Raw genomic sequence first — 22,745 nt, forward strand, 5'->3', positions numbered from 1 at the left:
CTCTCTGTAAGTACGTATGCCGCGCCGGCCTCAGGCCGGCCCGCCGGTGTGCTTGGGGGTCAGCACCAGGATGGAGCCGCGCATTTCGGTGATGATCTGTTCGCCGGCCCGGGGCGCCTGGCCGCGGGCCAGTTCGGCCTGCCAGTGCGCGCCGCGGTACCAGACGCGCGCCGTGCCGTTATCGGACCAGCTCTCAACCACCACCGTCTGGCCGATATCCAGATTGACGTCGGCGTTGCGCGCCGCGTCCAGCCCGCGCTGCTTCAGCACACGGGTCTTGCGCAGCACCAGCAGGCCCGCCAGCAGCACCACGCCGCAGGCCACCAGCTGCCATTGCAGGGCGGCGCCGAACCATGCGGCCACCCCGCCCGCCGCCAGCCCCAGGGCCACCAGCAGCAAGTAGAACGTTCCGGTCGCCAATTCTCCGATCAGGGCCAGCGCGGCCAGTCCCAGCCATATCCACATAGTTTCGTACGCCCAAAAGAACGAGCCCCCAAGGAGGAGTCCCTGCGCGGGATTGTACGTATTTCCGAGACGTAACGGCAGAGGCGTCGGGCATCGGGAACAATTGCGCTGGATTATGATGTGTGCTGGCGGCGCGGACCCAGCGGGGCCCGTGATCCGCACCACTTACGCAAAGCCCAATGACCGCCGCAATGCCTTCCTCTCTTCCCGTCCTGATCCTGCACACCGGCGATCCGGACGACACGCTCAAAAGCCAGTTCGGCGGCTATGCCGACCAGCTCGCGCAGGCCGCCGGCCTGACCCCCGACACGATGGAAATCGTGGCCGTGCATGAAGGCCGGCAGCCGCGCGCGCCGGCCAGCTACCGCGCCGCCCTCATCACCGGCTCGCCCGCGATGGTGACCGACCTGGAACCCTGGAGCGAAGACACCGCCGCCTGGCTGCGCGCGGCCGCCGCGGCCGGACTGCCCATGTTCGGCGTGTGCTACGGCCACCAGCTGCTGGCCCATGCGCTGGGCGGCAAGGTGGGCTACAACCCGGCCGGCCGCGAGGTCGGCACGCAGACCGTCGAACTGCTGCCGCCGGCCGCCGGCGACCGCCTGCTGGCCGGCCTGCCCTCCACCTTCCCGGCCCAGATGCTGCATGCGCAGACCGTGCTGCAACCGCCGCCCGGCGCCGCCGTGCTGGCGCGCTCGGACCTGGACGGCCACCAGATGATCCGGATCGGCCGCAACGTGTTCTCCACCCAGTTCCACCCGGAATTCGGCCCGGAGTTCGTGCGCGCCCACCTCGAGCGTTTCGGCCGCCGCTATGCGGCCGAAAACCTGGACGTGCCCGGCCTGTCGGCCAACGTGCGCGCCACGCCCGTGGCCGGCGGGCTGCTGCGCCGCTTCCTGGAGGTCTACGCCTAGGCGCCGGTCCGCGCAACAACCGGAGTGCGGCGCGGCGCGGGTCTTGAGACGATACGTTCAAGCGCGCGATCCGCGCATCCGTCAGGAGTTCCAGATGAACCAAGCCGCGAACCAAGCCGCCTCCCTGGGCACCCAGCACGCCGCCGCCATCGAGCGCGCCTGCCGCGCGCTCGAATCGGAGCAGCCGCCGGACCTGGCCACGCTGGCCGAACAGGCCGGCATGAGCCGCTTTCACTTCCACCGCGTATTCAAGGCGGCCACCGGCGTCACCCCCAAGGCCTACGCCACGGCGCTGCGCGCCAGCCGCGCCCGCCGGCAGCTGGAGCAAAGCGCCAGCGTCACCGACGCCATGTACGAGGCCGGCTTCAATTCCAGCGGCCGCTTCTACGAAGCCGCGCCCGCCATCCTCGGCATGACGCCCACCGCCTTTCGCAACAACGGCGCGGGCGTGGACATCCGCTTCGCGGTCGCGCAGTGCGCGCTCGGCGCCCTGCTGGTGGCCGCCAGCGATACCGGCATCTGCGAAATCGCCCTGCACGACGATCCCGAACAACTGGTGCGCAACCTGCAGGACCGCTTCAAGGCCGCGCGCCTGATCGGCGCCGACGCCGAATTCGAACGCTGGGTGGCGGCCGTCGTGGGCTTCGTCGAAGACCCCTCGCGCGGGCTGGACCTGCCGCTGGACGTGCGCGGCACCGCCTTCCAGCGCCGCGTGTGGGAGGCGCTGCGCGAGATCCCCGTGGGCGAAACCGCCACCTACACCGACATCGCCCGGCGCATCGGCTCGCCGCAAGCCGTGCGCGCCGTGGCCCGCGCCTGCGCGACCAACAACATCGCCCTGGCCATCCCCTGCCATCGCGTGGTGCGCACCGACGGCTCCCTGGCCGGCTACCGCTGGGGCATAGACCGCAAGCGCGAACTGATCGCGCGCGAAGCGCAGGCGGCGTAGGCGGGCAGCCAATCGACCTATATTTGCCCTGCCCTGAAGCCCGGTGTTGCATGCCGCGCAGATCCGGCCCTATGCTTTCAGGCAACAGGGAGATCATCATGCCGACGACCGATGCAAGCGCCCGCGTCAACAAGCGCCGCGCGGCGCTGCGCGCCGCCGGGCTGCGGCCCGTCCAGATCTGGGTGCCCGACACGCGGCGGCCCGATTTCGCGCAAGAATGTCGGCGGCAGTCCATCGCGGCTGCCGCGGCCGACGCCAAGGACGCAGACACACAGCGCTTTCTGGACGAAGCCGTATCCGATCTGGATGGCTGGAAGGCTTGATGCACCGGGGAGATCTTGTGCCGGTCGCCATCCAGGGGGACTTCGGCAAGCCCCGTCCGGCTTTGATCGTTCAGTCCGACCTCTTCAACGCCCATGAAAGCGTAACCGTGCTACCCGTAACCAGCAGCACGGTCGACGCCCCGCTGCTTCGCGTCACGGTCACGCCGAGCCCGCAGAACGGCCTTCGACAAGCTTCTCAAATCATGGTGGACAAGGCCGTGACGGTGCGCCGCGACAAGCTCGGACGGGTCTTTGGCCATATTGAGGCCGACACACTGCTGGAAGTCGAGAGTTGCATGGCGGTGTTCCTAGGCATCGCCAAATAAAAAACCACACCCGTTCCGGGATCACGCGGCGGGCAAATCCATGCTCAGCCTCAGCCGGCAGCATCCAAAAAAAACCCCGCGCCCCCCAAAGGGGGACGCGGGGTTTCTCAAACCGGCGATCCGATCAGTTCTTGGCCAGGCGCTGCCAGGTGTCCACAACCGTGTCCGGGTTGAGCGACATCGACAGGATGCCTTCGTCCTTCAGCCACTGCGCGAAGTCGGGGTGGTCGCTGGGGCCCTGGCCGCAGATACCCACGTACTTGTTGGCGGCCAGGCAGGCCTTGATCGCGCGGCGCAGCATGAACTTCACGGCGTCGTCGCGCTCGTCGAAATCGGCGGCCAGCAGTTCCATGCCGGAATCGCGGTCCAGGCCCAGGGTCAACTGGGTCATGTCGTTCGAGCCGATCGAGAAGCCGTCGAAGTACTGCAGGAACTCGTCGGCCAGGATCGCGTTGGACGGGACTTCGCACATCATAATGAGCTTCAGGCCGTTCTCGCCGCGGGCCAGGCCATGCTTGGCCAGCAGGTTGACCACGCGCTCGGCCTGTCCCAGCGTGCGCACGAAGGGCACCATGATCTCGACGTTGGTCAGGCCCATTTCGTCGCGCACCTTCTTGAGCGCCTCGCATTCCATGCGGAAGCACTCGGCGAAGTCGTCGGCGATGTAGCGCGACGCGCCGCGGAAGCCCAGCATGGGGTTCTCTTCCTCGGGCTCGTAGCGCGAACCGCCGACCAGCTTGCGGTACTCGTTGGACTTGAAGTCCGACATGCGCACGATGACGGGCTTCGGATAGAAGGCCGCGGCGATGGTGGCCACGCCTTCGGCCATCTTCTCGACGAAGAACGCGCGCGGGCTGGCGTGCCCGCGGGCCGCCGATTCCACGGCCTTCTTCAGTTCGCCGTCGACGTTCGGGTAGTCCAGCACCGCCTTCGGGTGGATGCCGATGTTGTTGTTGATGATGAATTCCAGGCGCGCCAGGCCGACGCCGCCGTTGGGGATCTGGGCGAAGTCGAAGGCCAGTTGCGGGTTGCCCACGTTCATCATGATCTTCAGGTCGATGGCGGGCATTTCGCCGCGGCGCACTTCCTCGACCTCGGTCTCGATCAGGCCGTCGTAGATCCGGCCTTCGTCGCCTTCGGCGCAGGAGACGGTCACGGCCTGGCCTTCCTTCAGCACGTCGGTCGCGTTGCCGCAGCCGACCACGGCCGGAATGCCGAGCTCGCGCGCGATGATGGCCGCGTGGCAGGTGCGGCCGCCGCGGTTGGTCACGATCGCGGAGGCGCGCTTCATCACGGGCTCCCAGTTGGGGTCCGTCATGTCGGTGACCAGCACGTCGCCCGGCTGGACCTTGTCCATGTCGGAGATGTCGCCGACCACGCGCACCGGACCCGAACCGATCTTCTGGCCGATCGCGCGGCCGGTGATCAGGACCTGGCCGGTGGCCTTCAGGCGGTAGCGCTGCTGCACGTCGGCGGCGCCCTGTTGCGACTTCACGGTTTCCGGACGCGCCTGCAGGATGTAGATCTTGCCGTCGACGCCGTCGCGGCCCCATTCGATGTCCATGGGGCGGCCGTAGTGCTTCTCGATGATGACGGCGTAGCGGGCCAGTTCATTGACCTCGTCGTCGGTCAGCGAATAGCGGTTGCGCTCGGACACCGGCACGTCGACGGTGCGCACGGCGCGGCCTTCGGGACGCTCGGGGTCGAACTCCATCTTGATGAGCTTGGAGCCGATGCGGCGGCCGACGATGGGGAAATGGCCCTGGGCCAGCGTGGGCTTGAAGACGTAGAACTCGTCGGGGTTGACGGCGCCCTGCACCACGGTCTCGCCCAGGCCGTACGACGAGGTGATGAACACCACGTCCTGGAAGCCCGATTCGGTGTCGATGGTGAACATCACGCCGGCGCTGCCCTTGTCGGAGCGCACCATGCGCTGGATGCCGGCCGACAGCGCGACGTCGGCGTGGGCGTAGCCCTTGTGCACGCGATAGGAAATGGCGCGGTCGTTGTACAGCGAGGCGAACACGTGGCGGATCTTGTCCAGCACGTCATCGATGCCGACCACGTTGAGGAAGGTTTCCTGCTGGCCGGCGAAGGACGCATCGGGCAGGTCTTCGGCGGTGGCGGACGAACGCACGGCGAACGAGCCCTTGCCGTCGGCGTCGAGCTTGGCGAAGGCGTCGCGGATCTGCTTTTCGAATTCGGCCGAGAACGGCGCTTCGACGATCCATTGCCGGATCTGCGCGCCGGCGTTGGCCAGCTCGCGGACGTCTTCGGGGTTCAGCGTGCTCAGGCGCTCAGCGATGCGCTTGTCCAGGCCCGAAGCCTTGAGGAAGTCGCGGAAGGCGTCCGCGGTCGTGGCGAAGCCGCCCGGCACGCGCACGCCCGCGCCGGACAGCTGACTGATCATTTCGCCTAGTGATGCGTTCTTGCCTCCTACCGAGTCCACGTCCGTCATGCGGAGCTGCTCGAACAAAACAACATACGACATTGAAGTCACCTTTTACAATGGAATGAAAGCGAGTTTGGTCAATGCGTAGAAAGCGAACGCGGCAACCCTGCCCTGCCGTGTTTTTACGCGCTGACCAAACTGGCCTTGGACCGCCCTTGGGGTGACTTATAGGGGCCTGATTGTACTCGGTCGAGTACATCCGGCCATCGGCCTGGTTGGAATTTTTTACACATGACATCTACCTCGATCGTACGCACGGTTTACATCGTTTCCGACAGCACCGGCATCACCGCAGAAACCTTCAGCCAGTCGGTGCTTTCGCAATTCGAGGGCGTCGAATTCAAGCCGGTGCGGCTGCCCTTCGTCGACACGCTGGAAAAAGCCGCAGAAGTCGCCATGCGGATCGACCGCAGCGCCCAGGAAGCGGGCGTCCCGCCCATCGTGTTCAGCACCCTGGTCAACCCGGACATGCTGGCCCGTGTTCGCCAGGCGAACGGCGTGTTCCTGGACTTGTTCGGCACCTTCGTCAGCCATATCGAGCAGGCCCTCGGCCTGAAATCCAGCCATTCCATCGGCCGCTCGCACATGCTGGCCAATTCGGAAAAATACCGCAACCGGATCGATGCAATCAACTTCAGCCTGGCGCACGACGACGGCCAGTTCGTCAACCAGCTGGATCAGGCCGACGTGATCCTGGTGGGCGTATCGCGCTGCGGCAAGACGCCTACCAGCCTGTACCTGGCCATGCAATACGCCATCAAGGCGGCCAATTTCCCGCTCACGCCCGACGATTTCGAGCGCGGCACCCTGCCCTCGACCATCACGCCGCACCGCGCCAAGCTGTTCGGCCTGTCGATCCAGCCCGAGCGGCTGGCCGAGGTGCGCAACGAACGCCGTCCCAACAGCCGCTACGCCCAGCTGGAGCAATGCCGCTACGAAGTGGCCGAGGCCGAGCGCATGATGCGCCGCGAGGGGATTTCGTGGCTGTCCAGCACCACCAAGTCGATCGAGGAGATCGCGACCACGGTGCTGCAGGAAGTGGGGCTGGACCGCGGCTGAGACCGGGCCCCAGGCGCGGCTCAGCCCGCGCCGCCGGCCAGCGCCTGGCGGCGCTGCTCGAACAGGCAGATGGCGGCCGCCGCGCCCACGTTGAGCGATTCCACGGCGGCCTCGTCATGCGGGATGCGCAGCTTGAGGCGGGCCGCGGCCAGCAGGGCCGGCGCCACGCCCTGGCCCTCGTGGCCGAAGACCCAGGCGCAGCGCGCCGGCAGTTGCCCGGCGTACAGGTCCCGGGCGCCTTCCAGCGCGGTGGCCACCAGCGGCACCCGCAGCCGCGGCAGCAGCGCGGCCAGATCGACGTGTTCATGGATCGCCAGGGCGAAATGCGCGCCCTGGCCGCTGCGCAGCACCTTGGGAGACCAGGCCGCGGCCGTGCCGGTCGCCAGGAACACCCGCTTCACGCCGGCCGCCGCGCAGGTGCGCAGCAAGGTGCCTACGTTGCCCGGGTCCTGGATACGGTCGAACAGCACGCAATTCTCGGCGATGGCGTCGGGCGGCTCGACGGCCGGCGGCGTGACCAGGAAAGCCACGCCCTGCCCGCTTTCGACGCTGGCCAGCGACTGCATCAGCCGCGCGTCCAGGGCCAGCGAGCGGGCCTCGGGCACGGCCGCGGCCAGCGCGGCGATGTCGGGCTGCGACAGGCGCTCGACGTCGAACACCGCCCGGTCCGGCGCGCCGTAGTGCTGCAGCCAGGCCTGGCACAGGTGCACGCCGTCCAGCAGCACGGGCGCGCCGCGCTTGCCGGCGGTGCCGGCCAGCCTGGCCAGCGCCTTGACCGCGGGGTTGTCGCGGGAACTGATGTGCTTCATGGCGTCAGGCCGAAGGCCTTGATGGGCGCGAAGCTGCGGCGGTGCTCGGCGCAGGGGCCGTGTTCGCGCAGCATCTGCAGGTGCAGCGGCGTGCCGTAGCCCTTGTGCTGGTCGAACGCATACTGGGGATACAGCGCGTGCAGCCGCAGCAGGTCCGCGTCGCGCGCGGTCTTGGCCAGGATGGAAGCGGCCGAAATCGCCGGGACCAGCGCGTCGCCCTTGATGACGGTCTGCACCGTGCAGCCCAGCTTGGGCGCCTGGTTGCCGTCGACCAGCGCCAGCTGCGGCAGCACCGACAGGCCCTGGACCGCGCGCTGCATGGCCAGCATGGTGGCGCGCAGGATGTTCAGGCTGTCGATTTCGGCGACGCTGGCGCTGGCCACGAACCAGGCCAGCGCGCATTCGCGGATCTCCAGCGCCAGCGCCTCGCGCGTCTCGGGCTTGAGCACCTTGGAGTCCGCCAGCCCGGCGATGGGGCGGGCGGGATCGAGTATCACGGCGGCGGCGTAGACGGCGCCAGCCAGCGGGCCGCGGCCGGCCTCGTCGACGCCGGCCGTCACCAGCGGCGGCTGCTCGGGCGCGGCGAACAGGTCAGGCTGCTCCACCGGCCACCTCCAGGATCGCCTGAGCGGCCAGCGCCGGCGTATCGCGCAACAAATCCTGATGCAAGGCCGTGAAGCGGGCCTCGATGCGGGCCGCCAGCGCCTCGTCGCTGAGCGCCGTCCAGGTGGCCTCGGCCAGCTTTTCGGGCGTGGCGTCGTCCTGCAGCAGTTCGGGCACGGCGAAATCGCGCAGCAGCACGTTGGGCAGACCCACCCACGGCAGATAAGGCCGCTGCTGGCCGGATTTCCAGGCCATGATGCGCCGCATCCAGGGCGACAGCACGTAGGAGATCACCATGGGACGCTTGTACAGCGCCGTCTCCAGCGTGGCCGTGCCGCTGGCCACCAGCACCGCGGTGGCGGCCTCCATGACCGACCAGGCCACCGGCGCCTGGCGTTCGCCGCCCTCGCCGTGCAGATCCTGCGCGGTCACGCAGCGCAGCCCGGGCACCGGATACTGGGCCAGGATGGCCTGGAATTCGGCGCGCCGCTGGTCGTTGACCATGGGCACCACGCATTGCAGGGCCGGGTCCTTCTTCTGCAGCAGCTGCGCGGCCTGCAGGAAGCGCGGCGCCAACAGGCGGATTTCGGACGAGCGGCTGCCCGGCAGGATGGCCAGCACGCGCGCGTTCTGGTCTATGCCCAGGCGCTCGCGCGCGGCGGCGCGGTCGGGTTTCATCGGCACCGCGCCGGCCAGCGGATGGCCCACGTAAGTGACCGGAATGCCTTCCTTGCGGTAGATCTCTTCCTCGAACGGGAACAGCACCAGCATGTGCGACACCGATTCGCGGATCTTGTGGATGCGTTCGTAGCGCCAGGCCCAGATCGACGGACCGACGAAATGCACGGTGGGCGTGCCGGCCTGGCGCAGCTGGTGCTCCAGGCGCAGGTTGAAGTCCGGCGCGTCGATGCCGACGAAGACCGCGGGCGGCTCGGCCAGCCAGCGGCGCTTGACGTCGCGGTAGGTGCCCAGGAGGCTGGGCAGGCGCTTGAGCGCGTCGACGTAGCCGAACACGGTCAGCGCGTGCATGGGATGCCAGGCGTCGAATTCGCGGGCCTGCATCTGCGGCCCCCCTATGCCCTCGCAGCGCACGCCGGCATCGCGGGCCTGCAGACCGGCAATGATGCGGCCGGCCAGCAGGTCGCCCGAAGGCTCGCCGGCCACCATGCCGATCCGGTAGCTCATGGCCGGATGATGCCGCGGCTGGCGACGTCCAGGAAGTCGAGCATCGTCTGCAGGTGCTCGGCGACTTCCGGTTCGGCCTGCTGGCGGGCGCGCAGCTCGGCGCGCGCCGCGTCCAGGGACAGCCCGCGGCGGTAGATGATCTTGTAGGCGTCGCGCAGCGCCGAGATCTGGGCGGCGGTGAAACCGCGGCGCTTCAGGCCCTCGACGTTCACGCCTACCGGCCGGCACGGATTGCCGGCGGCCAGCACGAAAGGCGGCGTGTCCTGCATCAGCGAGCTGTTGCCGCCAGTCATGCTGTGCGCGCCGATGCGGGCGAACTGGTGCACGCCGGTCAGGCCGCCCACGATGGCCCAGTCGCCGACATGGACGTGGCCGCCCAGCTGCACCGAATTGGCCAGGATGGTGTTGCTGCCGATGTGGCAGTCGTGCGCCACGTGCACGTAGGCCATGATCCAGTTGTCGTCGCCCAGCGTGGTGACGCCGCCGTCCTGCACGGTGCCCGTGTTGAGCGTGACGAATTCGCGCACCGTGTTGCGGTCGCCGATCTCGAGGCGGGTGGGCTCGCCCTTGTACTTCTTGTCCTGCGGCATGCCGCCGATGGAACAATAGCGGTAGAAGCGGTTGTCGCGCCCGATGGTCGTCACCCCGTCCACCATGCAGTACGGGCCGATTTCGGTGCCCGCGCCGATGGTCACGTCGGGACCGATCGTGGCATAGGCGCCGACCACCACGCTAGGATCGAGCTTGGCCGCCGGATCGACGACGGCGGTGGGGTGAATGTTTCCTGCCATTTAGTCTTCCAGGCTGCGGATCGCGCACATCAGCTTGGCCGAGGCGACTTCCTGGCCGTCCACCGTGGCGCGCGCATTGTATTTACAGATGCTGCGGCTCAAACGCTCGGCCTGCGCCTCGATGCGCAGCTGGTCGCCCGGCACCACGGGGCGGCGGAAACGCGCGCCGTCGATGCCGACCAGGTAGTACGCCGTCTTGGCGCCTTCGCACTTGAGCCCGCCGTCCTCGTCGGTGAACGAGAACAGCGCCGCGGCCTGCGCCATGGCTTCCACGATGAGCACGCCGGGCATCACCGGATGATGCGGAAAGTGGCCGTTGAAAAACGGTTCATTGATCGAGACATTCTTGATGGCCACGATGGACTTGCCAGGCACCATTTCGACGACGCGATCAATCAGCAGCATCGGGTAACGATGCGGCAACCTCTCCATGATCCCCTTGATGTCGAGTTCCATTTTTCTGTGCTTTCCTGCAAAGTGAAATAATTTCGCGGCGCGGACGCGCCGGGGCGGCGATGCGCCCTACTCTTTTTCCAGCGTCCGCACGCGGCGGCGCAATTGCGCCAACTGCTGTATCACGGCGGCGTTGCGCTGCCAGTCGCCGTGCTCCGCATACGGGAACACGCCGGTATAGCGGCCGGGCTTCGAAATGCTGGAGGTGACCGCGGTGCCGCCCGAGATGTGGACGTCGTCGCCCAGCGTCAGGTGGCCCGACAGCATGGCGGCTCCGCCGATGGTGCAGCGCTCGCCTATCGTGGTCGAGCCGGCCACGCCGACGCAGGCCGCCATCGCGGTATGCGCGCCGATGCGGCAGTTGTGCCCGATCATGATCTGGTTGTCCAGCTTCACGCCGTCGGCCACGATGGTGTCTTCCAGCGCGCCACGGTCGACCGTGGTGTTGGCGCCGATCTCGACGTCATCGCCGATGGTCACGCCGCCCAGCTGCGGAATCTTGCCCCAGGCGCCCTGGCCCAGCGTCGGGTCCGGCGCGAAGCCGAAGCCGTCCGCGCCCAGCACGGCGCCGCTGTGGATGATGGCGCGCGCGCCCACTTTGACGCCTTCGTACAGCGTGACGTGGGCATGCAGCAGGCTGCCCGGGCCCACGGACGAGCCGGCGCCGATGACGCAACCGGGGCCCAGCACCGCGCCGCGGCCGATTCGGGCGCCGGCCTCGACCACGCAATGCGGGCCGATGCGCGCGCCCTCTTCGATGACGGCGTCTTCGGCCACCACCGCGGACGGATGCGTGCTGCCGGGCAGCTCGGGCCGGCGGGCGGCGTCGAACCACTGCGCCACGCGGGCGTAAAGCAGATAGGGATGCTTGCAGACGACCAGCGCGAAAGGCGGCCGGGCGCTGCCCTCGGCCTCCAGGGCCTCGGCCACGTCGGGGGAGACGATGACCGCGGCGGCGCGCGTGGCGCCGAGCTGGCTCTGGTAGCGGGGATTGGCCAGGAAAGCGATTTCCTGGGGGCCCGCCGATGACAGGGTGCCGATGCCGCAGACCCGCAACGGGTCTGCGCCAGGCTGCGCGCTGATACGCCAGTCCAGACCCTGGGTATTGGCGGCGCTCAACAGTGCTTCAAGCGTCGGCGCGCGGACAAGATCCAGTAAAACCGGCATGGTGCGACAGCTGCTGTTTTACTTGCCCAGGCTCTGGATCACCTTGTCGGTGATGTCGATGCGCGGGTTGACCGTCACGGCGTCCTGAATGATCAGGTCGTAGCTTTCCTGCTCGGCGATGCGCTTGATGGCCTCGTTGGCCTTGGTCACGATGCCCGAGAATTCCTCGTTGCGGCGGCGGTTGAAGTCTTCCTGGAACTCGCGGCGCTTGCGCTGCAGGTCGGTATCCAGGTTGGACAGTTCACGCTGGCGCTTGACGCGGTCGGATTCCGACAGGACGGGCGCGTCCTTGTCGAACTTCTCGGCCTGCGAACGCAGGTTGTTGTTCAAGCGCTGGAGTTCATCGTCGCGCTTCTTGAATTCGGCTTCGATCTTGCTTTGGGCGGCCTTGGCCGGACCCGACTCGCGCAGGATCCGCTCGGTGTTGACGAAACCGATCTTGGTGCCTTGCGCCTGCGCGGGAATCGCTGCAGCCGAACCGAGAATGAGCGCACCCACCAGGGCGATGGAACCCCCCAGCTTGCCGCGGCGCTTGGCGCGCAGCGAATTCGATGTTTTAAGTGCGGAATCAGACATCATGAAAATCTCACCTTCCAGTAAGGCAAAGCCAAAGTGTGTATTGTGCCACTAAACGGCAAGGGAGCCGGCCAGCCGGCCTCCTGCCTTGTTTTCAAGCGTAACGGCGCTCAGAACCCGGTCCCGATCTGGAACTGGAAGCTCTGCTTGTCGTCGCCCTGCTTGGCGTTGAGCGGACGCGCGTACGACAACTGCAACGGCCCCATCGGCGACTGCCACGACAGGCCGATACCGGCCGAGAACCGCCAGCCGCAAGGATCTTCCACCTCGCTGCCCGGCTTGCCGTTGGTGCAAGACAGGCCGCTGCCGGCCGAAACCTGGCCCGCATCCGAGAAGATGAACCAGCGCAGGGTGCGGTCTTTCGAGGCCCCCGGGAACGGCAGGTACAGCTGGGCGTTGGCCACGATGCGGCGCGTGCCGCCCAGGTAGTCGCCCGTCTTGGTGTCGCGCGGGCCCAGCGAGGAGCCTTCGTAGCCGCGCACGGTGCCGATGCCGCCGGCGTAGACGTTCTTGATGACCGGGTAGTCCTTGCTGCCGTAGCTCTGGCCCCAGTCCACCAGACCGTTCAGGGCCAGGGTGTACGAACCGCCCAGCGGCACGTAGTACTGCTGCTGGGCCGTCAGCATCGTGTACTGCAGGTCGATGGTGGAAACGTCGGCCTTCAGGCGGGTGTACGAACCCTTGGTCGGCGCCAGCGCGCTGTCGCGCGTGTCCTTGGACCAGCCCGCGCTCAGGATCACCGAGTTGGTCGAATCGCCGTAGTCGTCGACGAACTTCTCGTAGGCGGCCGGCGAGTTGTTGTACAGCTCGATCTGGTTGCGTTCGAAGTTGGCGCCCAGGAAGATGCGGTCGTATTCCGAGATCGGCACGCCGAAGTTCATGCCCAGGCCCATGGCCTTGACGCGATAGTCGCCGTCGTTGTTGTTCCAGGGCTCGGTCACGCGGTAGTAGGCCGACGACGTGCGGCTGATGCCGTCCTTGGTCCAGTACGGATCGGTGTGCGAGAGCACGATCGCGCGGTTGGTCTTGCTGGTGTTCAGCTGCAGGGTCAGGTTGGTGCCGCTGCCGAACACGTTGTCTTCGCTGATGCCGGCCGACAGGATCGCCTTTTCCGACGAACCGTAGCCCACGCCCAGGTTGATCATGCCGGTGGGCTTTTCCTTGACGTCGACGTTGACGTCGACCTGGTCGGGCGAGCCCGGCACCGGGTCGGTCTTGACGTTGACGTCGCTGAAATAGCCCAGGCGGTCGATACGGTCGCGCGAGGTCTTGATGTCTTTGGCGTCGTACCAGGCCGCTTCCTGCTGGCGCATCTCGCGGCGCACCACCTCGTCGCGGGTGCGGGTGTTGCCGCCGATCTGGATGCGGCGCACGTACACGCGGCGGCTCGGGTCGACGTAGAACGTCAGGTCGGCCTCGTGCTTGGCGCGATCCAGCTGCGGGTTGGGGTTGACGTTGGCGAAGGCGTAGCCCAGTTCGCCCAGGTAGTCGGTGATGGCCTTGGCCGAGTCGTTGGCCTTGGCCGCCGAGAAGGTCTCGTCAGGCTTGACCTGCAGCAGCGCGTTGATTTCCTTGTCCAGGCCCAGCAGGTTGCCCGCCAGCTTCACGCTGCGCACCTTGTAGGGCTCGCCCTCGTGCACGGTGATGGTGATGCGGATGTCCTTGCGGTCCGGCGAGATCGTGACCTGCGGCGGCTCGACCGAGAATTCCAGGTAGCCCTGGTCCAGGTAGAACGAGCGCAGGCGTTCCAGGTCGCCTTCGAGCTTCTCGCGCGAGTATTTGTCGGTGTCGGTGTACCAGGTCAGCCAGCCGGGCGTGGTCAGCTGGAACACGTCCAGCAGATCGCCTTCGGAGAACGCCTTGTTGCCGACGAAGCGGATTTCCTGGATGCGCGCGACCGAGCCTTCGAACACGTCGAAGCTCACGCCCACGCGGTTGCGCGGCAGCGGCGTGACGGTGGCGGTGACCTCGACGCCGTACTTGCCCTTGGACAGGTACTGCTGCTTGAGTTCGTATTCGGCGCGTTCGAGCATGGAGCGGTCGAAGATGCGGCCCTCGGCAAAGCCCACCTGCGCCAGCGACGTGGTGATGGCCTTGGAGTCGAACTCGCGCATGCCGTTGAAGTTGACCGAGGCGATGGTGGGGCGCTCCTGCACCACCACCACGACGACGTTATTGTCGGTCTGGATCTGCACGTCGGAGAAAAAGCCCGTGCCGTACAGGCGCCGGATGGCCTCGGTGGCCTCTTGCTCGGTGAACTGTTCGCCAACCTTGACGGGCAGATAGCCGAAGACGGTGCCGGCGTCGGTGCGTTGGATCCCTTCTACGCGGATATCCCGCACGACAAAAGGGTCGAAGGCGTGGGCCATGGCCGGTACTAGCAGTGCGGCGATCAGACCCGGCAGTACACCCTTTTTGTGATGAAACATCCGGCGAAAAGACATCCTTGAGTATCCTCGGTCGTGCAAATGGCGGGGGATTTTATGCTAAATCGCGCTCAGGTGAACAAACGCGTGAAATCGTTGAACAGCGCCAGCCCCATCAGGCCTGCCAACAAACCTATGCCGGCGCGCTGTCCGATATCGATCCACCTCGCGGGCGGCGGGCTGCCCCGCACAATTTCGACGAGATAGTACAGCAGATGGCCGCCGTCCAGCATAGGAATGGGTAGCAAATTTAGAACGCCCAGGCTGATGCTGATCAAGGCGATATACGCGATATAAGCAACAATTCCGATTCTCGCGGTCTGGCCGGCGTAGTCGGCGATGGTCACGGGGCCGCTGACGTTGCGCCAGGACACGTCGCCGGTCACCATGCGGCCCATCATGCGCAGCGAGAACCACGCTGTGTCCCAGGTGCGGACCGCGCCGCGCCACAGACTTTCGAACACACCGTAGCGGACCGTCACCATCGGGACGTCGCCGCCCAGCTGCACGCCCAGCCGGCCGATCTCGCGGCCGTCCACCGTTTCGACGCGCGGGGTGACGTTCAGGGAGATCTCGGCGCCGTCGCGCACCAGCGTCAGCGCCAGGGTCTTGCCGGCGCTTTCCTGGATCTGCCGGACCAGGGCGCCGGTGTCGGGCGTGGGCGCGCCATCGACCGCCACCACCAGGTCGCCCGGCCGCAGGCCGGCGGCCTGCCCTTCCCCGCCGTCGATCACGGCGCGCACCGCGGGCCGGGGCTGGGCCAGCCGGATGCCGGCGGCCGCCAGCGGGTCTCCGCCGGAGGGGTCCATGGAATTGGAGGGCAGCGCCAGTTCGCGCAGGTGCACGGAGCCGCTGGCGTTGCGGACCTCGATCTGGGTGGTGCCGCCGGTGGCCATCACGTCCATCAGGCGCCAGCGCGCGTCCGACCAGGAGGCGATCTGCTCGCCGTCGATGGCCAGGATGCGGTCGCCCGGCAGCAGGCCGGCCCGGGCGGCGGGGGTCTCGGCCGCGGGCTGGGCGATGACGGCCACGGGCTCCTCGGTGCCGGCCATGTTCAGGCCGGCATAAAGGAATACCGCGAGGATCAGGTTGAAGATGGGGCCGGCCGCGACGATGGCGATGCGCTGGCCGACCGGCTTGCGGCTGAAGGCGGCCGCCGCTTCCTCGGCGCTGGCGCCGGGAGGGGGATCGTCCTGCATCTTGACGTAGCCGCCCAGCGGCCAGGCCGACAGCGCCCACTCGGTGCCGTGGCGGTCGTAGCGGCTGGCGACGACCTTGCCGAAACCTACCGAGAACCGCAGGATCTTGACGCCGCACAGCCGGGCCACCCAATAGTGCCCCAGCTCATGAAAGACGATCAGGGTGCCAAGCGCAACCGCGAAGGCCAGCAGCGTAAAAAGCATGAAATTCTTAAAAATCCGGGGAGTCGGTGGCGGGCGGGTCTGAATTCAACCGGACCTTGCCCTGCCTTTCAGGCCAGCCCCAGGTTGCCCGCGTACGCGCGCGTGGCGGCGTCCAGGGCAAGCACGTCGTCAAGACTACCGAGCGTAACAGAACCCTGTCGCGCCTGCCACTCCAGGGAAGCCTCGATCACCCGCGCGATCCAGGTATAGGGAAGCCGGCCCGCCAGGAAGGCCTCGACGGCCACTTCGTTGGCGGCGTTCAGGGCCACGCAGGCGCCCTGCCCGGCGCGCAGCGCCGCGAACGACAGCGCCAGGCACGGGAACCGGGCCAGATCGGGTTTTTCGAAGTCCAGCCGTCCCAGGCGCGTCAGGTCCAGCGGCCCCACGCCGCTTTCCAGCCGCTCGGGAAAGCCCAGGCCGTAGGCGATCGGCGTGCGCATGTCGGGCTGGCCCAGCTGCGCCAGCACCGAACCGTCGTTGTACTCGACCATGGAATGCACCACGCTCTGCGGATGCACCACGACCTCGATGCGTTCGGCCGGCATGGCGAACAGCCAGTGCGCCTCGATTACCTCCAGGCCCTTGTTGAGCATGGTGGCGGAATCCACCGAGATCTTGCGGCCCATGCTCCAGTTGGGGTGGGCGCAGGCCTGGGCCGGCGTGACGTCGTGCAGGTCTTCCAGGTCGCGGCCGCGAAACGGCCCGCCCGAGGCCGTCAGCAGCAGGCGCCGCACGCCGGGCGCCGGCGCATCCGGCGCCAGGGCGCGCCCGCCGGTGGGCATGCATTGGAAGATCGCGTTGTGTTCGCTGTCGATAGGCAGGAGTTCGGCGCCGTTGTCGCGTATGGCCTGCATAAACAGGGAGCCGGCGGCTACCAGCGCCTCTTTGTTGGCCAGCAGCACGCGCTTGCCGCTGCGCGCGGCCGCCAGCGCGGCGGGCAGGCCCGCGGCGCCGACGATGGCCGCCATGACCGAATCGCACTGCGGGTCGGCCGCGGTATCGGCCAGCGCCTGCGCGCCGACCCGGATCTCGGGCATGGGCCGCGCGCCGCTCCAGGCGGCGGCGAACCGGCGGCGGGCGGCCTCGTCGGGCACCACCACCACCGCCGCGCCGCTGGCTTCGGCCTGTTCCGCCAGGCGCTGCATCCGGCTGTAGGCGGACAAGGCATACACCGCCAGCCGCTCGGGGTGGCGGGCGATCACATCCAGCGTGCTTTCACCGATCGAACCGGTCGATCCCAGCACCACGACGCGTTGAAAAGCCGTCAAAACAACACTCCAGACAAAAGTAGCGCGAACGGCGCGACCGGCAGGATCGCGTCGATGCGGTCGTAGACGCCGCCATGGCCGGGCAGCAGCGAGCTGGAATCCTTGCGGCCGGCGCGGCGCTTGAGCAACGATTCGAACAGGTCGCCGACGATGGACAGCACGCCCAGCAGCGCGGCGATCGGCAGCGCCAGCCACAGCGTCCAGCGCTCGACCAGGGCGTGGCCGAAGGTGCCGGCCCACAGGCTGGACAGGCCGATCCAGACGACCGCGCCGAGCACGCCGGCGATGGCGCCCTCGATGGTCTTGCCCGGACTGACCCGCGGAGCCAGTTTACGCCTGCCGAACGCACGGCCGGCAAAATAGGCGGCGATGTCGGCCACCCACACCAGCGCCAGCAGCGACACCACGAAACCGGCGCCGCGCGCCATGAACATCTGCGCCAGCACGGCCCAGGCGGCGAATGCCGCCGGCACCGAAAACAGCGACCAGCCCGCGCTGGCCGGCGGCGCGTCGGCGCGCCCGCGCACCACTGCCGTGACGCCGCCGAACAGCCATACGGCGCACACCGCGGGCACCACATAGCGCAGCACCCAGGCCGGATCGGCCACGCCGCTGCGCTGGCCCGCCAGCCACGCGGACGCGAGCGCCAGCATGCCGGCCAGCAGCAGCGCGGCCACGCCGACGGAAATCAGGGGGGAAGGCGGTTGCGGCAGCGTCAGGCGCAGCCACTCCCAATTGGCGCAGGCGGCCGCCAGGGCCAGCAAGGCGACGAACCACCAAGGATTCGCACTGACCATCGTGGCGGCCAGAATGGCCAACAGGATGACGGCGGTAACGATACGCTGGCCCAACATGTGACGGTCTCCTCGTGTACGGCTCTGGAAAGACGCGCTAGTCGCCGTCCGCTTGAATTACTTCGCGCCGTCTTCGTGGAGTTGCGCACTGGTGCGGCCGAAGCGGCGCTCGCGCGTGCGGTACCAGTCGAAGGCGGCCTGCAGCTCGGCCGCGCCGAAATCCGGCCAGTAGCGGTCGGTGAAGTAGAACTCCGCGTAGGCCATCTGCCAGATCAGGAAATTGGAAATGCGCTGTTCTCCGCCGGTGCGGATGAACAGGTCGGGCTCGGGCGCCCAGGCCATGGACAGGTGGCGCGACAGGCGCGCTTCGTCCACCAGCTGGGGCTGCGTCGCCAGCGACGGCTCGGCGGCCAGCATGGCGCGGGTGGCCTGCAGGATGTCCCAGCGTCCGCCGTAATTGGCGGCGACGGTCAGGTGCAGGCGGTCGTTGTGCGCGGTGCGTTCCTGCGCCGCGAAGATGAGTTCCTGCAGCCGCGGCTCGAACGCGCTCAGGTCGCCGATGACGTGCAGGCGCACGCCCTGCTCTTCCAGTTTGCCGACCTCGCGCTCCAGCGCCTGCACGAACAGGCGCATCAGCAGCGACACTTCTTCGGCGGGACGGCGCCAGTTCTCCGAACTGAAGGCGAACAGCGTCAGGTAGCGCACGCCGGCGCGCCCGCAGGCCTCGACCACGCGCCGCACCGCCTGCACGCCCTTGGCATGGCCCGCGGTGCGCGGCAGCAGGCGCCGCGTGGCCCACCGGCCATTGCCATCCATGATGATGGCCACATGCTCGGGAACGTCGCGAGTCTCGGGAACCGCCTGGGTCGAACTGGTTGCCATGGGTTGATTACTGCGCGTTGAGCGGTGCAAACGGAATACGGGAAAAGCCTGCGCCGTCGTTCCACCGTTGCGTAGAAAAGCCGCGAAACAATGGAAAAGACGGCGCGCGAAGAACAGACGCGGCCATGCCGGCCGCGTCCGGAACGTGCCGAAATTATACGGTCATGATTTCCGCTTCTTTCTGCGCGACCATCTTGTCGATGTCGGCCACGCTGCGGTCGGTCAGCTTCTGGACCTCGTCCTGCGAACGGCGTTCGTCGTCCTCGGAGATCTCCTTGTCCTTGACCAGGCGCTTGAGCGCTTCGTTGGCTTCGCGGCGCAGGTTGCGCACGGCCACCTTGGCGTCCTCGCCTTCGCTGCGCACCACCTTGGTCAGGTCGCGCCGGCGCTCTTCGGTCAGGGCCGGCATCGGCACGCGGATGGTGTCGCCCATGGAGATGGGGTTGAGGCCCAGGTCCGATTCGCGGATGGCCTTCTCGATCGGGCCGGCCATCTGTTTCTCGTAAGGCTGCACGCTGATGGTGCGGGCGTCGACCAGGTTCACGTTGCCGACCTGGCTGATCGGCACGGGCGAGCCGTAGTACTCGACCTGCACGTGGTCCAGGATGCCGGTATGGGCGCGGCCCGTACGGATCTTGGCCAGGTTGGTCTTGAGCGTGTCAAGCGACTTGGCCATCCTGGCTTCGGCGGATTTACGGATTTCTGCGACGCTCATGGAATTTCCTTTTCTTTAAACGTGTACCAAGGTGCCTTCGTCTTCGCCGCTGACCACCCGCTTGAGGGCGCCGGACTTATTGATCGAAAACACTTTGATCGGCAGTTTCTGGTCGCGGCACAGCGCGAAGGCGGTGGCGTCCATCACTTCCAGACGGCGCACGATCGCTTCGTCGAAGCTGATGCGCGCGTAACGCGTAGCGGTGGGATCCTTGTTGGGGTCCGCGCTATAGATGCCGTCCACCTTGGTGGCCTTCAGCACGATCTCCGCGCCGATCTCGGCGCCACGCAGGGCGGCGGCGGTGTCGGTGGTGAAGAACGGATTGCCGGTGCCGGCCGCGAAAATGACGACCTTGCCCTCTTCGAGGTAGCGCAGGGCCTTGGGACGGATATAAGGCTCGACGACCTGATCGATGTTCAGGGCCGATTGTACGCGGGTGTCGATACCCTTGTGCTTGAGCGCGTCCTGCAGCGCAAGCGCGTTCATGATGGTGGCCATCATGCCCATGTAGTCGGCGGTCGCGCGGTCCATGCCCTGCGCGCCCGGGGCGACGCCACGGAAGATGTTGCCCCCGCCGATGACGATGGCCAACTCGACGCCTGCGGCGGCGACTTCGGCGATCTCATCGGTCATGCGGACGATGGTGGAACGATTGATGCCGAAGGCATCCTCGCCCATCAGCGCCTCGCCGGAAAGTTTGAGAAGAACCCGTTTGTATGATCTGCTGCTCATAGGTGATATCCCGAAGAACAATCCGACGAAAGTGTAAGACAAGAAATAGGCCGGCCTGATTTTAGTCAGTGCCGGCCTGTAAGCAAACTACCGTTTAGGCGCGGCCGGCGGCGGCGGCGGCAACCTCAGCGGCGAAATCGCTGGTCTTCTTCTCGATACCTTCGCCGACGACGAACAGCACGAACTTGCTGATCGAAGCGCCCTTGGCCTTCAGCATCTGCTCGACGGTGGCCTTGTCGTCCTTGACGAACGGCTGCGACAGCAGGGTGACTTCCTTCAGGAACTTCTGGACCGAGCCTTCGACCATCTTGGCGACGATTTCAGCCGGCTTGCCCGATTCGGCGGCCTTCTGCTCGGCGACCGAGCGTTCGGCGGCGATGTCGGCCGGGTTCACGCCTTCGGCGTTCAGGGCCTTGGGCTTGGTGGCGGCGATGTGCATCGCCAGGTCCTTGCCCACTTCTTCGGCGCCGGTGTACTCGACCAGCACGCCGATGCGGCCGCCGTGCACGTAGCTGGCCAGCGCGTTGGGGGTCTCGATGCGCTCGAAGCGGCGGATCGACATGTTTTCGCCGATCTTGCCGATCAGGGCGGTGCGGGTCGTTTCGACCGTGCCTTCGCCGTACGGCAGCGCCGACAGCGCGGCCACGTCGGCCGGGTTCTGCGTGGCGACCAGTTCGGCCAGCTTGTTCACGAAGGCGACGAAGTCGTCGTTCTTGGCGACGAAGTCGGTTTCGCAGTTGACTTCGATGACGGCGCCTTGCTTGGCGTCGGCGGAGATGAACAGACCGATCAGGCCTTCAGCGGTGACGCGGGCGGCGGCCTTGCTGGCCTTGTTGCCCAGCTTGACGCGCAGGATTTCCTCGGCGCGGGCCAGATCGCCTTCGGCTTCCGTCAAGGCCTTCTTGCACTCCATCATGGGGGCGTCGGTCTTTTCGCGCAGTTCCTTGACCAGGGCAGCGGTAATTTCAGCCATGTTTGCTCCAATTTTGCTAGGGACTTGTCCCGGCGGGCCGGGACAGTGGTGTGATTCGATGGGACATCCGCGCCAGGCGGATCGGGAAGATGGGAGCCCACCTTCGCTGTGCCGGCGAGGCGGGAGCGGATCGGAATGCCGGGCCGCTCCCGGACGCTAAGCGCCGGACATGACAACTATGGCTTAGGCCTGGTGGTCCTGGACTTCGACGAACTCTTCCTGGCCTTCGCCCAGCTCTTCGACCAGACCGTTCAGGTTCTGCTCGCGGCCTTCCAGCACGGCGTCGGCGATGCCCTTGGCGTACAGCGCGATGGCCTTGGCCGAGTCGTCGTTGCCGGGGATGACGTAGTCGATGCCGTCGGGCGAGTGGTTGGTGTCAACCACGGCCACGACCGGAATGCCCAGCGTCTTGGCTTCGGCGATGGCGATCTTGTGATAGCCGACGTCGATCACGAACATGGCGTCGGGCAGGCCGTTCATGTCCTTGATGCCGCCGATCGACTTGTTCAGCTTTTCCAGTTCGCGCTGGAACAGCAGGCCTTCCTTCTTGATCATGCGCTCGGCGCCGCCTTCGGCGACCACGGCTTCCATGTCCTTCAGGCGCTTGACCGAGGTCTTGACCGTCTTGAAGTTGGTCAGCATGCCGCCGAGCCAGCGGGCGTCGACGTAGGGCATGCCGCAACGGGCAGCTTCGGCGGCGACCAGCTCGCGCGCAGCGCGCTTGGTGCCGACGAACAGGATGTTGCCGCCGCGAGCAGCCAGCTGCTTCACGAACTTGGTGGCTTCCTGGTACTTGTCAACCGTCTTTTCGAGGTTGATGATGTGAATCTTGTTGCGATGGCCGAAGATATAGGGGGCCATCTTGGGGTTCCAGTAACGGGTCTGGTGACCGAAGTGGACACCCGCTTCCAGCATTTCGCGCATCAAAGACATAACTTTCTCCAAGGGTTGTTTCTTGCGCCGCACCTGCATCAGCCTCTGGCTGACACCCTGGGTGGTGTTGCGCGCGATTTCCCGCAACGGCGGGATGACAAAATTCTAACCGGGCCGGCCGATCACTGCCGCAATAATGCCGGCGCCCACGGCGCCTGGCGCCTCGAATGCCGCTTACTACGCTGCCGCGATAAACCCAGACGGCCGCCACGACGAAAAACCTGCGCCGCGCTCCTGCATTGCGTCTCCCGACCCGCCAGGAATTTCCTGGAAGTTTCTTCGAGACGCGCCCGACCCGGTTTTGTCGGCGGCGAAATCCGGCTCTGGAATATCCTGCTCTTCGCGCCCGGACTTGAACTTCCATCCAGCCGCGCATCAGACCATCGGGGCATCTCTTAAGAAAACAATAATGTTTTCAAGAGCTTAATCCGACATCCACACCGAGCACAGACCCTGAACCTGCATCGCCGCTCAAAAACCTGACCAGGCCTGCAAGCGCACCGCGCCCCGGCCGCGCCAGCCGCGCAATTGCCGCCGTCCGCACCCGCCC

General features: G+C 66.9%; 23 protein-coding genes. 5 read left to right on the forward strand and 18 right to left on the reverse strand.

From position 1 onward, the window contains the following. Positions 1-30: 30 nt before the first annotated feature. On the reverse strand, positions 31-465 hold the full coding sequence (locus tag A6B37_RS06580; RefSeq protein WP_111825264.1) for an NfeD family protein: 435 nt from the start codon (positions 463-465) through the stop codon (positions 31-33). A gap of 179 nt (positions 466-644) precedes the next feature. On the opposite strand from A6B37_RS06580, the gene A6B37_RS06585 reads away from it, so the two are divergent. The 4 genes from A6B37_RS06585 (at position 645) to A6B37_RS06600 (ending at position 2,974) form a co-directional block, all read left to right on the forward strand. Further along, a complete protein-coding gene (locus A6B37_RS06585; protein ID WP_111825265.1) occupies positions 645-1,376 on the forward strand; it encodes a glutamine amidotransferase in 732 nt (243 codons plus the stop codon). Positions 1,377-1,470: 94 nt separating this feature from the next. Beyond that, on the forward strand, positions 1,471-2,325 hold the full coding sequence (locus tag A6B37_RS06590) for a methylated-DNA--[protein]-cysteine S-methyltransferase (protein WP_102770964.1): 855 nt from the start codon (positions 1,471-1,473) through the stop codon (positions 2,323-2,325). Between the two features lie 71 nt (positions 2,326-2,396). After that, positions 2,397-2,648, forward strand: coding sequence for an antitoxin MazE family protein (locus A6B37_RS06595; protein ID WP_246842389.1), 252 nt, complete (start codon positions 2,397-2,399; stop codon positions 2,646-2,648). Beyond that, complete coding sequence (locus A6B37_RS06600; RefSeq protein ID WP_111825266.1) at positions 2,648-2,974, forward strand: type II toxin-antitoxin system PemK/MazF family toxin; 327 nt, start codon at positions 2,648-2,650, stop codon at positions 2,972-2,974. Before A6B37_RS06595 ends, A6B37_RS06600 begins: the two co-directional genes overlap by 1 nt. A gap of 124 nt (positions 2,975-3,098) precedes the next feature. On the opposite strand, the gene ppsA is transcribed toward A6B37_RS06600, so the two are convergent. Next, the gene (gene ppsA, locus A6B37_RS06605) at positions 3,099-5,465 is read right to left on the reverse strand and encodes a phosphoenolpyruvate synthase (RefSeq protein ID WP_102770962.1); all 2,367 of its coding nucleotides are present in this window, start codon (positions 5,463-5,465) and stop codon (positions 3,099-3,101) included. 192 nt (positions 5,466-5,657) lie between these two features. Here ppsA and A6B37_RS06610 point away from each other — a divergent pair, with 192 nt between their 5' ends. Further along, positions 5,658-6,485: a pyruvate, water dikinase regulatory protein gene (locus tag A6B37_RS06610; RefSeq protein ID WP_102770961.1), complete on the forward strand. Its 828-nt coding sequence runs from the start codon at positions 5,658-5,660 to the stop codon at positions 6,483-6,485. 20 nt (positions 6,486-6,505) lie between these two features. On the opposite strand, the gene A6B37_RS06615 is transcribed toward A6B37_RS06610, so the two are convergent. From A6B37_RS06615 to rpsB, 16 genes are all read right to left on the reverse strand, one after another. Then, complete coding sequence (locus A6B37_RS06615) at positions 6,506-7,294, reverse strand: RNA methyltransferase (protein WP_102770960.1); 789 nt, start codon at positions 7,292-7,294, stop codon at positions 6,506-6,508. Continuing rightward, on the reverse strand, positions 7,291-7,899 hold the full coding sequence (gene rnhB, locus A6B37_RS06620; protein ID WP_102770959.1) for a ribonuclease HII: 609 nt from the start codon (positions 7,897-7,899) through the stop codon (positions 7,291-7,293). The genes A6B37_RS06615 and rnhB overlap by 4 nt, the downstream gene beginning before the upstream one ends. Next, complete coding sequence (gene lpxB, locus A6B37_RS06625; RefSeq protein ID WP_102770958.1) at positions 7,886-9,082, reverse strand: lipid-A-disaccharide synthase; 1,197 nt, start codon at positions 9,080-9,082, stop codon at positions 7,886-7,888. Before lpxB ends, rnhB begins: the two co-directional genes overlap by 14 nt. Next, positions 9,079-9,873 carry an acyl-ACP--UDP-N-acetylglucosamine O-acyltransferase gene (gene lpxA / locus A6B37_RS06630; RefSeq protein WP_111825267.1) on the reverse strand — a complete coding sequence of 265 codons (795 nt, stop codon included), beginning with the start codon at positions 9,871-9,873 and terminating at the stop codon, positions 9,079-9,081. Before lpxA ends, lpxB begins: the two co-directional genes overlap by 4 nt. Beyond that, the gene (gene fabZ / locus A6B37_RS06635) at positions 9,874-10,329 is read right to left on the reverse strand and encodes a 3-hydroxyacyl-ACP dehydratase FabZ (RefSeq protein WP_102770956.1); all 456 of its coding nucleotides are present in this window, start codon (positions 10,327-10,329) and stop codon (positions 9,874-9,876) included. A gap of 66 nt (positions 10,330-10,395) precedes the next feature. Beyond that, complete coding sequence (gene lpxD / locus A6B37_RS06640; protein WP_102770955.1) at positions 10,396-11,493, reverse strand: UDP-3-O-(3-hydroxymyristoyl)glucosamine N-acyltransferase; 1,098 nt, start codon at positions 11,491-11,493, stop codon at positions 10,396-10,398. An 18-nt stretch (positions 11,494-11,511) separates the two neighbouring features. Beyond that, positions 11,512-12,072: an OmpH family outer membrane protein gene (locus A6B37_RS06645; RefSeq protein ID WP_102770954.1), complete on the reverse strand. Its 561-nt coding sequence runs from the start codon at positions 12,070-12,072 to the stop codon at positions 11,512-11,514. A 107-nt stretch (positions 12,073-12,179) separates the two neighbouring features. Then, positions 12,180-14,513 carry an outer membrane protein assembly factor BamA gene (gene bamA / locus A6B37_RS06650; RefSeq protein WP_102770953.1) on the reverse strand — a complete coding sequence of 778 codons (2,334 nt, stop codon included), beginning with the start codon at positions 14,511-14,513 and terminating at the stop codon, positions 12,180-12,182. A 53-nt stretch (positions 14,514-14,566) separates the two neighbouring features. After that, entirely contained in the window at positions 14,567-15,898 is a 1,332-nt protein-coding gene (gene rseP / locus A6B37_RS06655; RefSeq protein ID WP_102770952.1) for an RIP metalloprotease RseP, read from the reverse strand. Between the two features lie 68 nt (positions 15,899-15,966). Beyond that, complete coding sequence (locus A6B37_RS06660; RefSeq protein WP_111825268.1) at positions 15,967-17,166, reverse strand: 1-deoxy-D-xylulose-5-phosphate reductoisomerase; 1,200 nt, start codon at positions 17,164-17,166, stop codon at positions 15,967-15,969. After that, positions 17,163-18,020 carry a phosphatidate cytidylyltransferase gene (locus A6B37_RS06665; protein WP_102770950.1) on the reverse strand — a complete coding sequence of 286 codons (858 nt, stop codon included), beginning with the start codon at positions 18,018-18,020 and terminating at the stop codon, positions 17,163-17,165. Before A6B37_RS06665 ends, A6B37_RS06660 begins: the two co-directional genes overlap by 4 nt. A 57-nt stretch (positions 18,021-18,077) precedes the next feature. Next, positions 18,078-18,842 carry a polyprenyl diphosphate synthase gene (gene uppS / locus A6B37_RS06670; protein WP_102770949.1) on the reverse strand — a complete coding sequence of 255 codons (765 nt, stop codon included), beginning with the start codon at positions 18,840-18,842 and terminating at the stop codon, positions 18,078-18,080. Positions 18,843-18,996: 154 nt separating this feature from the next. Next, the gene (gene frr / locus A6B37_RS06675) at positions 18,997-19,557 is read right to left on the reverse strand and encodes a ribosome recycling factor (protein ID WP_102770948.1); all 561 of its coding nucleotides are present in this window, start codon (positions 19,555-19,557) and stop codon (positions 18,997-18,999) included. 15 nt (positions 19,558-19,572) lie between these two features. Then, positions 19,573-20,289 (reverse strand): UMP kinase, encoded by a 717-nt coding sequence (gene pyrH, locus A6B37_RS06680; protein ID WP_102770947.1) that lies wholly within the window; start codon positions 20,287-20,289, stop codon positions 19,573-19,575. Positions 20,290-20,383: 94 nt separating this feature from the next. Further along, positions 20,384-21,262, reverse strand: coding sequence for a translation elongation factor Ts (tsf, locus tag A6B37_RS06685; RefSeq protein WP_102770946.1), 879 nt, complete (start codon positions 21,260-21,262; stop codon positions 20,384-20,386). Positions 21,263-21,445: 183 nt separating this feature from the next. Continuing rightward, positions 21,446-22,195: a 30S ribosomal protein S2 gene (gene rpsB, locus A6B37_RS06690; protein WP_111825269.1), complete on the reverse strand. Its 750-nt coding sequence runs from the start codon at positions 22,193-22,195 to the stop codon at positions 21,446-21,448. Between the last annotated feature and the right edge of the window lie 550 nt (positions 22,196-22,745).

This window comes from Achromobacter sp. HZ01, from assembly GCF_003267925.1.
GTDB classification, from domain to species: domain Bacteria; phylum Pseudomonadota; class Gammaproteobacteria; order Burkholderiales; family Burkholderiaceae_B; genus Achromobacter; species Achromobacter pulmonis_A.

Coding starts and splice junctions, on each gene's coding strand:
- pyrH (WP_102770947.1), bottom strand. CDS start 20,289: ATGAGCAGCAGATCATACAAACGGGTTCTTCTCAAACTTTCCGGCGAG.
- rseP (WP_102770952.1), bottom strand. CDS start 15,898: ATGCTTTTTACGCTGCTGGCCTTCGCGGTTGCGCTTGGCACCCTGATC.
- A6B37_RS06645 (WP_102770954.1), bottom strand. CDS start 12,072: ATGATGTCTGATTCCGCACTTAAAACATCGAATTCGCTGCGCGCCAAG.
- A6B37_RS06615 (WP_102770960.1), bottom strand. CDS start 7,294: ATGAAGCACATCAGTTCCCGCGACAACCCCGCGGTCAAGGCGCTGGCC.
- lpxA (WP_111825267.1), bottom strand. CDS start 9,873: ATGGCAGGAAACATTCACCCCACCGCCGTCGTCGATCCGGCGGCCAAG.
- fabZ (WP_102770956.1), bottom strand. CDS start 10,329: ATGGAACTCGACATCAAGGGGATCATGGAGAGGTTGCCGCATCGTTAC.
- lpxB (WP_102770958.1), bottom strand. CDS start 9,082: ATGAGCTACCGGATCGGCATGGTGGCCGGCGAGCCTTCGGGCGACCTG.
- A6B37_RS06610 (WP_102770961.1), top strand. CDS start 5,658: ATGACATCTACCTCGATCGTACGCACGGTTTACATCGTTTCCGACAGC.
- A6B37_RS06665 (WP_102770950.1), bottom strand. CDS start 18,020: ATGTTGGGCCAGCGTATCGTTACCGCCGTCATCCTGTTGGCCATTCTG.
- ppsA (WP_102770962.1), bottom strand. CDS start 5,465: ATGTCGTATGTTGTTTTGTTCGAGCAGCTCCGCATGACGGACGTGGAC.
- A6B37_RS06585 (WP_111825265.1), top strand. CDS start 645: ATGACCGCCGCAATGCCTTCCTCTCTTCCCGTCCTGATCCTGCACACC.
- A6B37_RS06580 (WP_111825264.1), bottom strand. CDS start 465: ATGTGGATATGGCTGGGACTGGCCGCGCTGGCCCTGATCGGAGAATTG.
- A6B37_RS06600 (WP_111825266.1), top strand. CDS start 2,648: ATGCACCGGGGAGATCTTGTGCCGGTCGCCATCCAGGGGGACTTCGGC.
- bamA (WP_102770953.1), bottom strand. CDS start 14,513: ATGTCTTTTCGCCGGATGTTTCATCACAAAAAGGGTGTACTGCCGGGT.
- lpxD (WP_102770955.1), bottom strand. CDS start 11,493: ATGCCGGTTTTACTGGATCTTGTCCGCGCGCCGACGCTTGAAGCACTG.
- A6B37_RS06590 (WP_102770964.1), top strand. CDS start 1,471: ATGAACCAAGCCGCGAACCAAGCCGCCTCCCTGGGCACCCAGCACGCC.
- rpsB (WP_111825269.1), bottom strand. CDS start 22,195: ATGTCTTTGATGCGCGAAATGCTGGAAGCGGGTGTCCACTTCGGTCAC.
- A6B37_RS06595 (WP_246842389.1), top strand. CDS start 2,397: ATGCTTTCAGGCAACAGGGAGATCATCATGCCGACGACCGATGCAAGC.
- tsf (WP_102770946.1), bottom strand. CDS start 21,262: ATGGCTGAAATTACCGCTGCCCTGGTCAAGGAACTGCGCGAAAAGACC.
- frr (WP_102770948.1), bottom strand. CDS start 19,557: ATGAGCGTCGCAGAAATCCGTAAATCCGCCGAAGCCAGGATGGCCAAG.
- uppS (WP_102770949.1), bottom strand. CDS start 18,842: ATGGCAACCAGTTCGACCCAGGCGGTTCCCGAGACTCGCGACGTTCCC.